Here is a 14,863-nt window from a genome sequence, read left to right on the forward strand (position 1 = left end):
GAGCAGCGGCCCCACCTGTCCCTAGAATACAAAACGCCCGATGCGGTGCACCGGGCGTCTCTTGCAAGCCAATTACGGCTAGGGTTCAGTCCCGCATAGGTGTCAACCTATTCCAGGACGGGTCACATTTTTTGCCTCCGGAGACTTCTTCCATGAGTTACACCGCCCCCGTCAAGGACATGCTGTTCGCGATCGAACACCTGGCGAACATCGAGCAGGTGGCCCAGTTGCCCGGCTTCGAGGATGCTGGCCTGGATACCGCCCAGGCGGTGCTGCAGGAATGCGCCCGCTTCAACGAGGGCGTGGTGGCGCCATTGAACGTCGTGGGGGACCGCAACCCGTCGTCCTGGAAGGACGGGGTGGTCACGACCACGCCGGGGTTCAAGGAGGCCTTTCGCCAGTACGCCGAGGGCGGCTGGCAGGGCCTGCAGCACCCTGCCGACTTCGGTGGCCAGGGCCTGCCCAAGACCATCGGGGCGGCGTGCATCGAGATGTGCAACAGCGCCAACCTGAGCTTCGCGCTGTGCCCGCTGCTGACCGACGGCGCCATCGAGGCGCTGCTCACGGCCGGCAGCGATGACCTCAAAGCCACCTACCTCGAAAAGCTGGTGACCGGCGAGTGGACCGGCACCATGAACCTCACCGAGCCGCAGGCCGGCTCGGACCTGGCGCTGGTGCGCACGCGCGCCGAGCCGCAGGGCGACGGCACCTACCAGGTGTTCGGCACCAAGATCTTCATCACCTACGGCGAGCACGACATGGCCGCCAACATCGTGCACCTCGTGCTGGCGCGCGTGCAGGGCGCGCCCGAGGGCGTGAAGGGCATCAGCCTGTTCGTGGTGCCCAAGTTCCTGGTCAACGCCGATGGCAGCCTGGGCGAGCGCAACGATGCGCATTGCGTTTCCATCGAGCACAAGCTGGGCATCAAGGCATCGCCCACCGCGGTGCTGCAGTTCGGCGACCACGGCGGCGCCGTGGGCTACCTGGTGGGTGAGGAAAACCGCGGCCTCGAATACATGTTCATCATGATGAACGCGGCCCGCTACGCCGTGGGCGTGCAGGGCATCGCGGTGGCCGAGCGCGCCTACCAGCAGGCCGTGGGCTACGCGAAGGACCGCGTGCAGAGCCGGCCCGTGGACGGCAGCGTGAAGGCCAGCGCCACCATCATCCACCACCCCGACGTGCGCCGCATGCTCATGACCATGCGCGCCTACACCGAAGGCTGCCGCGCCATCGCCACCGTGGCCGCGGCCGCCTACGACGCCTCGCACCACCACCCCGATGCCGAGATGCGCCGGCAGAACACGGCGTTCTACGAATTCATGGTGCCGCTGGTCAAGGGCTACAGCACCGAGATGAGCCTGGAAGTCACCAGCCTGGGCGTGCAGGTGCACGGCGGCATGGGCTTCATCGAGGAGACCGGCGCCGCGCAGCACTACCGCGACGCGAAGATCCTCACCATTTACGAAGGCACCACCGCCATCCAGGCGAACGACCTCGTGGGCCGCAAGACGGCGCGCGACGGCGGCCAGACGGCCAAGGCCATCGCCGCGCAGATCGCGGCGACCGAGGGCGAACTCGACGCCAGCGGCACACCCGCCGCCCGCGCCGTGGCCCGGCGCCTGTCCCAGGCCCGCGCGGCGTTCCTGGAGGTGGTGGATTTCATCGCCGCCAGCGCCAAGGCCCAGCCCAATGCCGCCTATGCGGGCAGCGTGCCGTACCTGATGCTGGCCGGCAACCTGGTGGCGGGCTGGCAGATGGGCCGCGCGCTGCTGGCCGCGCAGCGGCTGTTGCCGGAGGGACAGGACGAAGCGTTCCTGCGCGCCAAGATCGCCACCGCGCAGTTCTACGCGGACCACATTCTGGTCAAGGCCGGCGGCCTGCGCGATGCCATCGTGGAAGGTGCCGACAGCGTGACCGCGCTGGCGCCCGAGGCGTTCTGACGCCCCTCTGGCTGCTTTGCTTGCTATTGAATCGATAGCTGAATGCCCTAGAGAAATATGTGCTGGGGCCGTTTTTCTTCATTAATACCCACCCCGGAGACCGTCCATGTCCCAGTTGCCACCGGCGCTTCAAAAACTCTCGCTGCCCGTCATCGGTTCGCCGCTGTTCATCATCAGCAACCCACAGCTGGTGATCGCGCAGTGCAAGGCGGGCATCGTGGGCTCGATGCCCGCGCTCAACGCCCGCCCGGCCGAGCAGCTGGACGACTGGCTGGCCGAGATCACCGAGGCGCTGGCGGCGCATGACAAGGCGCACCCCGACCGGCCTTCGGCCCCGTTCGCCATCAACCAGATCGTGCACAAGAGCAACGACCGCCTGGAGCACGACATGCAGGTCTGCGCCAAGTACAAGGTGCCGATCGTCATCACCAGCCTGGGCGCGCGCGAAGACGTGAACCAGGCCGTGCACGGCTGGGGCGGCATCGTGCTGCACGACATCATCAACAACAAGTTCGCGCACAAGGCGATCGAGAAGGGCGCCGACGGCCTCATCGCCGTGGCCGCGGGCGCGGGCGGCCATGCGGGGGTCAAGAGCCCCTTCGCGCTGATCCAGGAGATCCGCCAGTGGTTCGACGGCCCCGTGGCGCTGTCCGGCGCCATCGCCTCGGGCGGCGCCGTGCTGGCCGCGCAGGCCATGGGGGCCGACTTCGCCTACATCGGCTCGGCCTTCATCGCTACGCACGAAGCGCGGGCGCAGGAGGCCTACAAGCAGGCCATCGTGGACGGCAACTCCGACGACATCGTCTACAGCAACCTGTTCACGGGCGTGCACGGCAACTACCTGGCACCCTCGGTGCGCGCGGCCGGGCTCGACCCGGACCACCTGCCCGAGTCCGACCCGAGCAAGATGAATTTCGGCGGCGACGCCAAGAAGGCCTGGAAGGACATCTGGGGCTGTGGCCAGGGCATCGGCGCGATCACCGAGGTGACCGGCGCGGCCGACCTCGTGGCCCGCCTGCGCCGCGAGTACCAGGCCGCGCGGGGCCGCCTGGCCGTCATCTGAGCCGCGCCACCGGGCCGGCTGCCCCGGCCCGGGACGCTATACTTTTCGACCCCCGCGCTCCCGGCGCTGCCGCATGGCAGTGCCGGGAGCGCTTTTTTGCGGGCCCGCGGGCACTTTGCCGCGCGGCCCGTTCCATGGTTCGTCCCTCGCCGGTTTCCGCATGTCCTCCGCCTCCCGCAGTTCCCTGATCGACACGGTCAAGGGCCTGGCCTGCGCGACCATCGTCGCGCACCACCTGGTTTTCTACGGCCCCATGTCCGATGTGGCCCTGCCGCTGATGCCGCAGGTGATGGCGTGGCTGTCCCAGCATGGGCGGATGGCCGTGCAGGTGTTTCTGGTCCTCGGCGGCTACCTCGCCGCGGCCAGCCTGGCGCCCACCGGTGCGGCGCGCTTCGACAGCGCCTCCGAGCAGATCGGCCGGCGGTTCGTGCGGCTGGCCGTGCCCTACGCCGTGGCGCTGGTGCTGGCGGTGCTGGCCTCCGCCGCGGTGCGGCCCTTCCTGGACCACTCCTCGGTGCCGGGCGAGCCCAGCCCCGCCCAGCTGGTGGCGAACGCGCTGATGATCCAGGACATCGTGGGCGAGGAGGCGCTGTCCGCCGGGGTCTGGTACGTGGGCATCGACTTCCAGCTCTTCGCGCTGGCGGCGCTGCTGTTTTCGGCCGTGCGCCGCTGGCCGGGCGTGAGCCGGCCGCAGGCGGAGCGCCTGGGCAAGGCGCTGGTGCTGGCCGGCACGGCGCTGTCACTGCTGTGGCTCAACCGCGAGCCGGGCCTGGACATGTGGGCCTGCTACTTCTTCGGCTCGTACGGCCTGGGCATGCTGGCGTGCTGGACCGTGCGCGCGCCCCGTGCGCGGGCGGGGCTGCTGGCCATCGCCGCGCTGGGGGTGGTGGCGCTGGCGGTGGAGTTCCGCGAACGCATCGCGGTGGCCTGGGTGGCCGCGCTGGTGCTGGTGCTGTGGCTGCGCTGGGGGCAGCCCTGGCTGTCGGCGCGCTGGCCCGCCGGGGCATCCAGTGCCGTGCCCCATCCCCTGGAGCGGCTGGGGCGCATGTCGTATTCGGTGTTCCTCGTGCACTTTCCCGTGTGCCTGCTGGTGAATGCCGTGTTCCAGCAGGCCTGGCCGGACTCCGCCGCGATGAACCTGCTGGGCATGGCCACCGCCTTCGGCCTGTCGCTGGCCGCGGGGCGCCTGCTGTACTGGCGGGTGGAGCGCCACGTGCCGTCGTGGACGGTGGCGCTGCGCTGGCAGGCCGGGCTCGTGGGCACCGGCGTGGTGGTGGCGTTCGCGGCCGGGCGCTTCGGCTGATCAGGCCCGGCGGTGGGCCCGGGTGCTGAGGCCCGGGGCCTCGCCATGCCAGGCCGGGATGACGCTCAGGCGGGGTCCTTCGCCACCTCGCGCCCGCGGCGGCGCCAGTCGATGAACCAGGCCATGAACGGCAGGATAAGCATGGAGCCGGGCACCACCCACACCAGCAGGTAAGGGCTGACCGACGAGGCCGAGCGCATCACGCTGCGCAGCCGGTCGCGCTCCTCGGCCGTCCACAGCCCCTGGCGACGCTGCTGCACCAGCCACGTCACCGACCCTTTCATGGTGGCCAGTTCCTTGAGGAAGCGGTTCTTCTCCCGGTTGCTGCCCGCCAGGAAGGCGCAGAACCACTCCGGTGCGCACTCGACGCGGCGCTGCAGGGCCGCGGCGGAGGCGGGATCGGACGCCTGCGTCAGGGCGGTGTCGGGCGGAAGCGGGGGCTCCGGATCGTGGGGAGAAGCGGTGTTCATGGGTTGGGGGGCGTTCACTGCGCAGTGCCGGGCGGGTTGCCTGCAGGCGTGCCCTCCGACTGTGCCACAGAGCGAAATCCATGGTGGGCCAGAGTGTACTGAGTGTCTGTATTTAAATACAGTATGGGCGGCTTTCTTCGGTGCACGGGGCGCGCCGCGATCAGAGCGTCAGCAGCAAATCGTGCCCTCCACTGTCGAGCGGCACGCGCACGCCGCTGTCTTCGCAGTGCACGGGGGCACCGTCCAGCCAGGCCTGCGGCGGGCCGCCGGCATCCGGGGCACGGGTGATGCGGATCGCGCAGTGGCTGGTGCCGATGGTGACCGTCGCCTCGAACCCCGGCCAGTCCGCAGGAATGCAGGGCCGCACGCGCAGCGCCGTGCCTTCGCGGCGCAGCCCCAAAATGCCTTCGATGCCCGCGCGGTACATCCAGGCGGCCGAGCCGGTGTACCAGGTCCAGCCGCCGCGCCCGGCATGCGGGGGCACGGCATAGACGTCGGCCGCGACCACGTAGGGCTCGACCCGGTAGCGGGCGACCTGCTCGGGCGTGCTGGCGTGCAGGATGGGGTTCACCAGCCGGAACAGCGCGGCGGCCCGGTCGCCATCGCCCTGCTGGGCGAAGGCGAGGATGGACCACATGGCGGCGTGGCTGTACTGGCCGCCGTTCTCGCGCAGGCCGGGCGGGTAGCCCTTGATGTAACCCGGGTCGCGCGGCATCTGGTCGAACGGGGGGGCCAGCAGCAGCGCGAGCCCGTCGTCCTGGCGGATCAGGTGCCGCTCCAGCGAATCCATGGCCTGCGCGGCCCGCGCCGGGTCGGCGGCGCCCGACAGCACGGCCCAGGCCTGGGCGATGGCGTCGATGCGGCACTCCCCGCTGTCCTGCGAGCCCAGCCAGGTGCCGTCGTCGAAGGTGGCGCGGCGGTACCAGGCGCCGTCCCACGCGACCGCCTCGATGGCGGCGCGCACCGATTCCGCGTGCGCGCGCCAGAGCGCGACCCGGGCATCGCCCCGGCCCTCGGCCAGCGGTGCGAAGAGGGCGACGGTGCGGATCAGCAGCCAGCCCAGCCACACGCTTTCGCCTTGCCCTTCGGCGCCCACGCGGTTCATGCCGTCGTTCCAGTCGCCGGTGCCGATGAGCGGCAGCCCCTGCCGGCCCGTGAGCGCCATGCACTGGTCCAGCGCGCGGGCGCAGTGCTCGAACAGCGAGGCCGACTGTCCGGACGGCATGGGCTGGAAGAACGCATCGTGTTCGCCGGGCTGCAGCGCCGGGCCTTCGAGGAAGGGCACGGCTTCGTCCAGCACGGCGCGATCGCCCGAGGTGGCGACGTACTCCGCCGCCGCATAGGCCAGCCAGGCGCGGTCGTCCGAGATGCGGGTGCGCACGCCCTGGCCGGAGTGCGGCAGCCACCAGTGCTGCACGTCGCCTTCCGGGAACTGGCGGCCGGCGGCGCGCAGCAGGTGCGCGCGGGTCTGCTCCGGGTGGGTGAAGCGCAGCGCCATCCCGTCCTGTAACTGGTCGCGAAACCCGTAGGCGCCGCTGGCCTGGTAGAAGGCCGCCCGGGCCCAGAGCCGGCAGGCGATGGTCTGGTAGAGCAGCCAGCCGTTGAGCAGGATGTCCATGGCCCGGTCGGGCGTGCGCACCTGCACCGCGCCCAGCGTCTGCCGCCAGCCTGCGGTCACCTGCGCCAGCACGGCATCGAGATCGCAGGTGCGGTAGCGGGCGATGAGCGCCTGCGTGGCCTGCAGCGAGTCGCCTTGCCCCAGCAGGGACACGACCTCCACCGAGGCCCCCGGGGCCAGTTCGACCACGCACTGCAGCGCCGCGCACGGGTCGAGCCCGGCGCCCGTGCGGCCCGACAGCGGGTCGTTGCTGGCGAACGCGGCGGGTGCCCCGGGCCCGCCGTGGCGGCCCAGGAACTCCGTGCGGTCGGCCGTCCACGCCGTCTGCTGCCCGCACAGGTCCGCGAAGGCCACACGCCCGGGAAAGGCCATGTCCCAGGGCTTGTGGGCGAGCAGGGCGCCGCTGCCGGCATCCACCGCAGTCACGATGAACGGCGCCGACGCGCCGCGCGAGGTGCCCAGCACCCATTCGGCGTAGGCCGTGACGGTCAGGCGCCGGGCCTTGCCCGAGGTGTTGCGCAGCGTGAGGCGAGAGATCTTGACGGGGTCTTCGCCGGGCACGTACTGCAGCAGCTCCAGCCCCAGGCCGCGCGCCGCGTGCGCGAACCGGCTGTAGCCGTGGCCATGGCGCGCTTCGTACACGCCATCGTCGCCCAGGGGCTGCGCCGTGGCGGTCCATGCTTCGCCCGTGGCTTCGTCGTGCACGTAGATCGCTTCTCCGGACGGATCGCTCACCGGGTCGTTGGACCATGGGGTCAGCTGGTTCTCGCGGCTGTTGGTGCACCAGGTGCAGGTGCTGCCGCGCTCGGACACCTGGAACCCGAACCCCGGGTTGGCGATGACGTTGATCCAGGGCGCCGGGGTGGCCTGGCCCGGGCCCAGCCGCACCACATACTCCCGCCCGTCCAGGGCGAATCCGCCCAGGCCGTTGAAGAATTCCAGGTCCGCGGAGGCGGCCGCGGCCGCGGGTGTGTCCACCGCCGGAGAGGAGGGCGGCGGCGCCCAGGCCGGCCTGGCGGGGGCCGGTCCCACGCCCGGGGCGGGGGGCGCGATGCGGGCGAGCCGGTCGGCGACCGGGCCCTGGCGCGCAACGAGTTCCAGGCGCGCCGCCGACTGCAGCAGCGCGCGCCCCTGGACCCCGAGCAGGTCGGCCCGCAGCACATGGACCGCGCCCTGCGCCAGGCCCGACGCCATGGCCGGGCGCGCCTGGCTGCTGCGCACCGCGGTCTCGATGGCCACCTGCAGGTCCTGCACGTAGGAAGACGCGCGTTCGTTGAGGATGACCAGGTCCACGCTCAGCTGCTTCATGCGCCAGTATTCGTGGGCGGTGAGCAATTGCCGCACCTGCGGCATGTCCTCGATGTCGTCGATGCGCAGCACCACGATGGGCAGGTCGCCGGAGACCGCGTGCGGCCACAGCCCCGACTGCGGCCCGGCGCCCTGCAGCAGGGTCTCGGGATGGGCGCGGAACCGGCGGTCGGCATACAGCAACGGGGCGGCCAGGCGCTGGAAGTCGGCGGCTTCCTCGCCGTCCACCCCCAGGTGGCGCAGCTGCACCTGGGCCTGCGTCCACGACAGCGTGGCGGCGCGGTCGAAGGCGCTGCGCTCATGGTGCTGATCGATCAGGTCCAGCAGCCCCGCGCGGGTCGATGCCACCACCGTCCAGAAGGCGATGCGCGCCAGCCCGCCCGGTGCCACGCGCACCCGCTGGCGCAGGGCGAACACCGGGTCCAGCACCGTGCCCACGGCGCCCGACAGCGGCAGGTCCTGCAGCACGGCGGCGGCGGTGGCGGGTTCGCGCCCCCGGCCCAGGAAGCCCGCGCGGTCGGAGCCGTACTGGGGCGCCGCGGTGATCTCGCCTTCCAGCACCGCGAAATGCCCGGCCCATGCCTGCGGCTCGTGCGGCGTGCGCGGCCGGCGCGTGGCGATCAGCGCGCCGAATTCCGGCAGGTACTCGGTCAGCACGAAGAGCTTGGAGAACGCGGGATGCGCGTCGTCGGCGGCCTGCGGTGCCAGCACCACCTCGGCGTAGGAGGTCACATCGACCTCGCGCGCCCGGCGCCCGCTGTTGGCCAGCGAGATGCGGCGCACCTCACCGTCGGTCTCGCCGGACACCAGCACGTCCAGCGTGGTGAGCAGGCCCTTGTCGTGGTGCGAGAACGTGGCGTGGTCCTCGCCGAACAGCACGTCGCCGTGGTGGTGGCTGGCGCCCAGGGGCTGGGTGGTGGGGGACCAGAGCTGGGCGCTTTGCACATCGCGCAGGTAGATGAAACTGCCGTGCGAATCCCGCGTGGCGTCCTCGCGCCAGCGGGTCACCGCCACCCCGCGCCAGCGGCTGTAGCCCGCACCGGCGGCCGTGAGCATGACCGTGTAGCTGCCGTTGGACAGCAGGTGCGTGACCGGCCCCGGCGCTCCGGCAACCAGGCGGCGCACGGTGGGTGGCTGGCCCACGCCGCCGTCCAGCGAGGCCTTGACCTCTTCGGCGCGCGGCCGGTCCACCGCCACGTTGCGCGGCGTGCGCTCCTGCAGGAGCAGCTCGCTGGACTGGACCATGGGCTCGCGGTGAAAGCGCTCCCGCATGCGGCCGTCCTTCAGCACGTTGAGCAGGGCCACGATGGTCATGCCCTGGTGGTGGGCCATGTAGTTGCGCACGATGGCCACCGGCTGCCCTTCGGGCAGGCGGGTGGGCGTGAAATCCAGCGCTTCGTAGAAGCCATGGTGGCCCAGCGCGCCCAGGGCGGCCAGGCGCTCGTAGTTCAGCAGCGCCGCGCGCGGCTCCACCATGGCGGCCAGGCCGGTGGCGTACGGCGCGATGACGCGGTTGTCGCCGAGGCCGCGCTTGAGGCCCAGGCCCGGCACGCCGAAGTTGGAGTACTGGTAGGTGAACTCCCGGTCGCGCGCGTTGTAGGCGGACTCCGAGATGCCCCACGGAATGCCGAGCGCCTGCCCGTACGCGATCTGCCGCTGCACCACCAGGCGGTTCGTCTGCTCCAGCAGGCTGCCCGCGGGCGCCCGCATGACCAGCGAGGGCATCAGGTATTCGAACATCGAGCCGGACCAGGAGATCAGCGCCGAACTGCCCGCAAGCGGCGTGGCGGTGCGCCCCAGGCGGAACCAGTGGCGGGTGGGTGCGTCGCCCTTGGCGATGGCGAAGAGGCTCGCCAGCCGGGCTTCGGACCCGAGCAGGTCGTAGCAGTTCTCGTCCAGGCGCTGCTCCGCCAGGGCGTAGCCGATGGACAGCAGCTTGCGCTCCGGGTGCATCAGGAACGCGAAATCCATGGCCAGGGCCATCTCACGTGCGGTGCCGGCCAGTGCCTGCAGCCGCTGGGCCAGGGCCGGCGCCGAGGTGGGCGCCAGGGCATCGTCGGCGTGCGCCGCGGCCACGCGGGCGATCTCGCGGGTCCAGAACAGCATCTCGTCCACGCCCGGATCGCCGTCCACCGAGCCCGCCGGCGTCGCCGCGCTGGCTGCCTTGTCGGCCAGGCGGCCCAGCGCGGGCGCCAGTTCCCGCAGCGGCAGGGGGCCATCGATCAGGGCGGCCATGCCGTCCAGCAACTCGCCCATGCGCTGCGCCAGGGGCACGCCGCGCGCGCTGGCCAAGCCCGGCAGGCCCGCACGCGCCAGCTGCAGCGCGTCGCCGATGCCCATGCGGACTTCCGCGCAGGGGCCGCCCTGGGCCCGCCACTCGTCGCAGGTGTTGGCCAGGGCGATCAGGTGGCCGGCGAGATTGCCGCTGTCCACCGATGACACGTAGGGCGGATCGAGCGCGCGCAGGTCCGCCGTGCCATACCAGTTGAAGAAGTGGCCCCGAAAGCGCTGCAGCTGCTGCAGCGTGGCGAACGTCGCCTCCAGGCGCGCCACCGTCTCCAGCGTGCCGGCCCAGCCGAAATCGCGCGCCGCGGCCGTCGCCAGCAGGTACAGGCCGATGTTGGTCGGCGAGGTACGGCGCGCCACCACGGGCCGGGGCGTTTCCTGGAAGTTGTCGGGCGGCAGCATGTGGTCCGCCGGTGTCACGAAGGTCTCGAAATACCGCCAGGTGCGCCGTGCGATCCGGCGCAGCGCCAGGGCCTGCGCCGGTTGCAGTGCCAGCAGCGGGGCCGTGCCCGGCGGTCGGCTGGCCCAGGCGGCGAGGGCGGGCGCCGCCAGCCACAGCGACAGCATCGGCAGCAGGAGCGCCAGCGTGGCCGCCCAGTGCGATGGCGCAAGCGCGATGGCGGCCCCCGCCACGGCCAGGCCCAGCGCCATGCCCGGGGCCATCTGGCGGTAAAAGCCAATGACGCCCGGTCGGGGCCGCTGGCCGGACTGCGCCGCAGTCGTCCATTCCAGCAGGTGGCGGCGGGTGGCGAACATTCTGGTCAGCGTGCGCACCAGGGCATCGCCCATGCGCCAGGCCTGGTCCGCCAGCAGGCTCCAGGCCAGGACGGTCTGGGCGCAGGCCATCCGCGCATCGGCGGCCAGCACCCGCCATTGGCTGCGCAGCCGCACGCCCGGCCGGTGCGACCAGGCGCTGGAGAGCAACGGCAGGCAGGAAGGAATGGCCAGCACCAGCAGCACCAGCAGCATGGCGACGGCGGCGGGCGCCGTGGGCATCGCCCAGGCCATGCCCAGCGCCAGCAGCGCCGATGGCGCCAGCAGCGAGCGGCGCAGGTTGTCGATCATCTTCCAGCGCCCCACGGCGGACACGGCCTGGGGCCCGCTCCAGTGGCCGGCGATCCAGGGCAGCAGCTGCCAGTCGCCCCGGGTCCAGCGGTGCTGGCGCCGCGCGGCCACGTCGTAGCGGGCCGGGGCTTCCTCGATCAGTTCGATGTCGGAGGCCAGGCCGGCGCGCGCGAAAGTGCCTTCGAAGAGATCGTGGCTCAGCAGGGTGTTGTCCGGCACCCGGCCCTGCAGCGATGCTTCGAAGGCATCCACGTCGTAGATGCCCTTGCCGGTGTACGAGCCTTCGCCAAAGAGGTCCTGGTAGACGTCCGAGATGGCCATCGCATAGGGGTCCATGCCGCCCGGGCTGGAGGAGATCCGCTGGTAGAACGAGCCCTGGCTGCCGGTGGGCAGCGACGGCGTGATGCGCGGCTGCAAGATGGCGTAGCCGCCCACGACGCGTTGCGACACCGGGTCGAACCGGGGGCGGTTGAGCGGGTGGGCCATCTTGCCCACCAGGCGCAGCGCCGCGTCGCGCGGCAGCCGCGTGTCGGCGTCCAGCGTGATCACGTAGCGCACGCCCTGCGGCACGGCCGGGGTGGGAACGAAGCTGGTGTCCGCCGCGCCGCGCAGCAGCCGGTTCAGCTCATGGAGCTTGCCCCGCTTGCGCTCCCATCCCATCCAGGTGCTCTCCGCCGCATTGAACAGGCGGCGGCGGTGCAGCAGCAGGAATCGCGGCCCCTGCGGCGCGGGGCCGTGGCGCAGGTTCAGCGCCGCGATGGCCTGCTCGGCCAGTGCGACGAGGGGGGCATCGGAGGGCAGGTCCTGCGTGGGCGCATCCACGCCATCGGCCACCAGCGCGAAGGCGATGTCGCCCTCGCCGCCCGCCAGGTAGTGCACCTCCAGCCGCTCGATCTGCTCCAGCAGGTCCGCCGGGCTGGTGAACAGCGTGGGCATGGCCACCAGGGTGCGCATCGAGGCCGGAATGCCCCCGGCCAGCTCCAGCCCGGGCAGGGGCGCCGCGCCCAGGCGCCAGGCCACCAGCCGGTGCACCAGGCTGGTGGCGACCTCGGAGGCGGGCAGCAGCAGGCCCAGCAGCCACAGTGCGGTCAGCCACGCGCCCGCGCCCACGGGCAGCACGAACCAGCCCGCGGCGCACAGCGCACCCGTGGTCAGCGCGATGGCGCCCACGTAGCCGCGCAGGCTGTGCTCGCCCCGCAGGCGCGCCAGGCGCCAGTGCAGCGGCGCATGGAAGCCGATGGCTTGCTCGAGTGCCCTGCGGCCCGCGGAAATGAGGTGGTAGCCGGGGTCGTCGGCGCCGTCGCCGCCGTCGCCGCGCTCTGCACCCGGGGCGCTGGCAGCGGCCTTCGCGGCGGCCAGTGCGTGTTCGGCGATATCCAGCTCCGAATGGCGGGAGCGGCGCGCCAATTGCTCGATGGCGTCGCGGTAGAGGTTGCGCGTGGGAAAGTCCATCGCGGCGAAGTGGCTGCCTTCGCGCAGCCGCTCGTCCACCAGGCTCACGCTTTCGAACAGGTCGGCCCAGTCGATGTCGGACATGAGCCGCAGGCTGGTGATCACGTTGCGCACGGTGACGTTGGAGGCGCCCTGGCGCTGCTGGGCATGCGACACCACTTCGTCGATGGTGGTGCCCTGCTGCTGCAGGCGCTCCTGCAGCCAGCCCAGCGCCGGCATGGTCCGCGGGTCGTGGTCGCGCAGCCGCTTGGCGAGCTGGGCGGCGAACAATTCGGACAGCGCCAGGGGCGACCGCGCGGCGATGTCCTCGTCCAGCGCCGAGCGGGCGGAGCCCAGGGCCATCAGGTGCGTGGCGAGCCGGTCGGCGTCGGCCCGCGCGGCGCGTCCCACGGTCATCTGGTCCACCAGCCGGCGCAGGTTTTCGATCAGCACGATGCGCAACGTGATCGCCACCGCCCACAGCTCGCCGATGGTCAGCGGCTGCACGCGCTGGTAGGCCTGCAGGAAGGCCCGCAACGTGCCCGCATCCACATGGCTGTCGGTGTGGGCCACGAAAGCCCATGTCAGGCCCAGCACCCGGGGATAGCCCGCGAACGGGCCCGATGCGAGCTTGGGCAGTTGCCGGTAGTAGTCGGCCGGCAGGTCGCCCCGGATGTCGCGCACCTGCTTTTCGACGAGGTGGTAGTTGTCCAGCAGCCACTCGGCGGCGGGCACGACCCGCCGGCCCGCCTCCAGCTCGGCCGCGCTGGCGCGGTAGGTGGCCAGCAGCACCCGGGCGTTGTCGTCCAGGCGCCGGCGCAGCGGGGCGACGGCCGGGGGCCTGGCGCTGACGGCTTGCGCGGCGGCCAGGCTCTGGGCGTGCTGCTCCAGGCGCTCCAGCCCGAACAGTTCGCCGCGCACCGGCGCCGAGCCGGACCACAGCGATGCATCGTTGCCGCGAAAAAAGAGGCGTTGGAGGAAGGGGGGCATGGTGCCTTTCGGTGGGCAGTGGGCGGTGGTGCGCCCAGGCGACTGAACGGCGGATCGGGCAACGGAAGGCGGGGCGAAGGGGGCGCGGGTGCGCGGCCGGCCGCTCTAGGGCGCGCGCAGGTCGAACTCGCGCAGCATCACGGGCTCGATGGCGCCCTGGTCCACCCGGCGGCGCACCGCGGCCTCGATCTCGGGGGCGTGGCTGCGGTAGGTGTCCATCGGGTCCTCGTCCGCGGTGCCGGGGCTGTAGCGGTAGTGCAGGGCATCCTTGCCGACACTGGCACCGATCCATTGCGACTGGACCTCGACCCAGAAGCGCACCGTTCCCGAGGCTTCGTGGAAAAAGGGAGGCTGTGACATGGGGAACTCCGAAAAGGTGGGGGGTGATCGCATGCCGCCGGGCGGTGGGTGCACCGGCGCGGGCATGGGGTGGAGCGCGCAAGGAAAGCTAAAGGGCGGCCAAAGAGGGCGGCGAAAGACTTGGCGCCGCTTGGCCTGCGAGGCTATGGCCGGATCGCCCGCCTGTCTGTGCGCTGGCACACACAAGCCGGGCCCGGGCCGCGCCCTATACTGAACCGGGCGAATCGTTGCCGGTGGCTGTTCCATCGCTGATGCATCCGGCTTTCTGGAGAATGCGATGCCCCACCGTGAAGAACCCCGGCGCAACCGCCTGCTCGCCGCACTGGGCGACGCCGAATGGCAGCGCCTGCACCCCGACCTCGAATCCGTGAGCCTCGGCGTGGGCCAGGTGCTCGGCGAGCCGGGCGAGCGCGTGGGCCATGCGGTGTTTCCCACCACCGCCATCGTCTCGCTGCTGCATCGCCTGGAAGACGGCGGCTGCGCGGGGGTCGCCGTGGTCGGCTTCGAGGGCATGGTCGGCGCGTGCATCGTGCTGGGCGGCGAATCGATGCCCCACCGCGCCGTGGTGCAGTGCGCAGGCCGCGGCTGGCGCGTGCCGGCCCATGCGCTGCTGGACGTGCTGCAGCGGTCCGCCGCGTGGCAGCGGCAGCTGCTGCGCTACGCACAGGCGCTCCTGGCGCAGATCGCGCAGACGGCCGTGTGCAATCGCCACCACTCGCTGGACCAGCAACTGTGCCGCTGGCTGCTGACCAGCCTCGATCGACTGGAGGGCCCGGACGTCGTGGTGACCCAGGAGCTCATCGCCCACATGCTGGGCGTGCGCCGCGAAGGGGTGACGGAAGCGGCGGGGAATCTGCAGCAGGCGGGATTGATCCGCTACCGCCGTGGCCGCATCACCGTGCTGGACATCGATGGACTGCTGCGCCGCAGCTGCGAATGCCACCGGCTCGTGCAGCGCGAGTACGAGCGGCTTTTGCCGTGAGCGCGTCGCTGCGCCAGGGCGGTTGCGGGAACGGGTGTACCATG

General features: G+C 71.7%; 7 protein-coding genes. 4 read left to right on the forward strand and 3 right to left on the reverse strand.

Features of this window, described 5'->3' with window-relative positions:
- Positions 1 to 152: 152 nt before the first annotated feature.
- The 3 genes from AVMA1855_RS22455 (at position 153) to AVMA1855_RS22465 (ending at position 4,309) form a co-directional block, all read left to right on the forward strand.
- Entirely contained in the window at positions 153 to 1,943 is a 1,791-nt protein-coding gene (locus AVMA1855_RS22455; protein WP_284427366.1) for an acyl-CoA dehydrogenase, read from the forward strand.
- 106 nt (positions 1,944 to 2,049) lie between these two features.
- The gene (locus tag AVMA1855_RS22460) at positions 2,050 to 3,006 is read left to right on the forward strand and encodes an NAD(P)H-dependent flavin oxidoreductase (protein WP_284411842.1); all 957 of its coding nucleotides are present in this window, start codon (positions 2,050 to 2,052) and stop codon (positions 3,004 to 3,006) included.
- Between the two features lie 160 nt (positions 3,007 to 3,166).
- Complete coding sequence (locus AVMA1855_RS22465) at positions 3,167 to 4,309, forward strand: acyltransferase family protein (RefSeq protein WP_284427367.1); 1,143 nt, start codon at positions 3,167 to 3,169, stop codon at positions 4,307 to 4,309.
- Between the two features lie 65 nt (positions 4,310 to 4,374).
- On the opposite strand, the gene AVMA1855_RS22470 is transcribed toward AVMA1855_RS22465, so the two are convergent.
- The 3 genes from AVMA1855_RS22470 to AVMA1855_RS22480 all read right to left on the reverse strand — a co-directional run bounded on the left by AVMA1855_RS22470 (position 4,375) and on the right by AVMA1855_RS22480 (position 13,837).
- Positions 4,375 to 4,779, reverse strand: a complete 405-nt coding sequence (locus AVMA1855_RS22470) for a hypothetical protein (RefSeq protein ID WP_272568355.1) — start codon at positions 4,777 to 4,779, stop codon at positions 4,375 to 4,377.
- A gap of 160 nt (positions 4,780 to 4,939) precedes the next feature.
- A complete protein-coding gene (locus AVMA1855_RS22475) occupies positions 4,940 to 13,477 on the reverse strand; it encodes a glycoside hydrolase family 94 protein (protein ID WP_284427368.1) in 8,538 nt (2,845 codons plus the stop codon).
- Between the two features lie 105 nt (positions 13,478 to 13,582).
- Positions 13,583 to 13,837, reverse strand: a complete 255-nt coding sequence (locus tag AVMA1855_RS22480; RefSeq protein WP_272568357.1) for a DUF1488 family protein — start codon at positions 13,835 to 13,837, stop codon at positions 13,583 to 13,585.
- A gap of 277 nt (positions 13,838 to 14,114) precedes the next feature.
- Between AVMA1855_RS22480 and AVMA1855_RS22485 the strand changes: the two genes are divergently transcribed.
- On the forward strand, positions 14,115 to 14,819 hold the full coding sequence (locus tag AVMA1855_RS22485) for a Crp/Fnr family transcriptional regulator (RefSeq protein WP_284427369.1): 705 nt from the start codon (positions 14,115 to 14,117) through the stop codon (positions 14,817 to 14,819).
- Positions 14,820 to 14,863: the final 44 nt, after the last annotated feature.

Source organism: Acidovorax sp. SUPP1855 (assembly GCF_030158955.1).
Taxonomy (GTDB): domain Bacteria; phylum Pseudomonadota; class Gammaproteobacteria; order Burkholderiales; family Burkholderiaceae_C; genus Paracidovorax.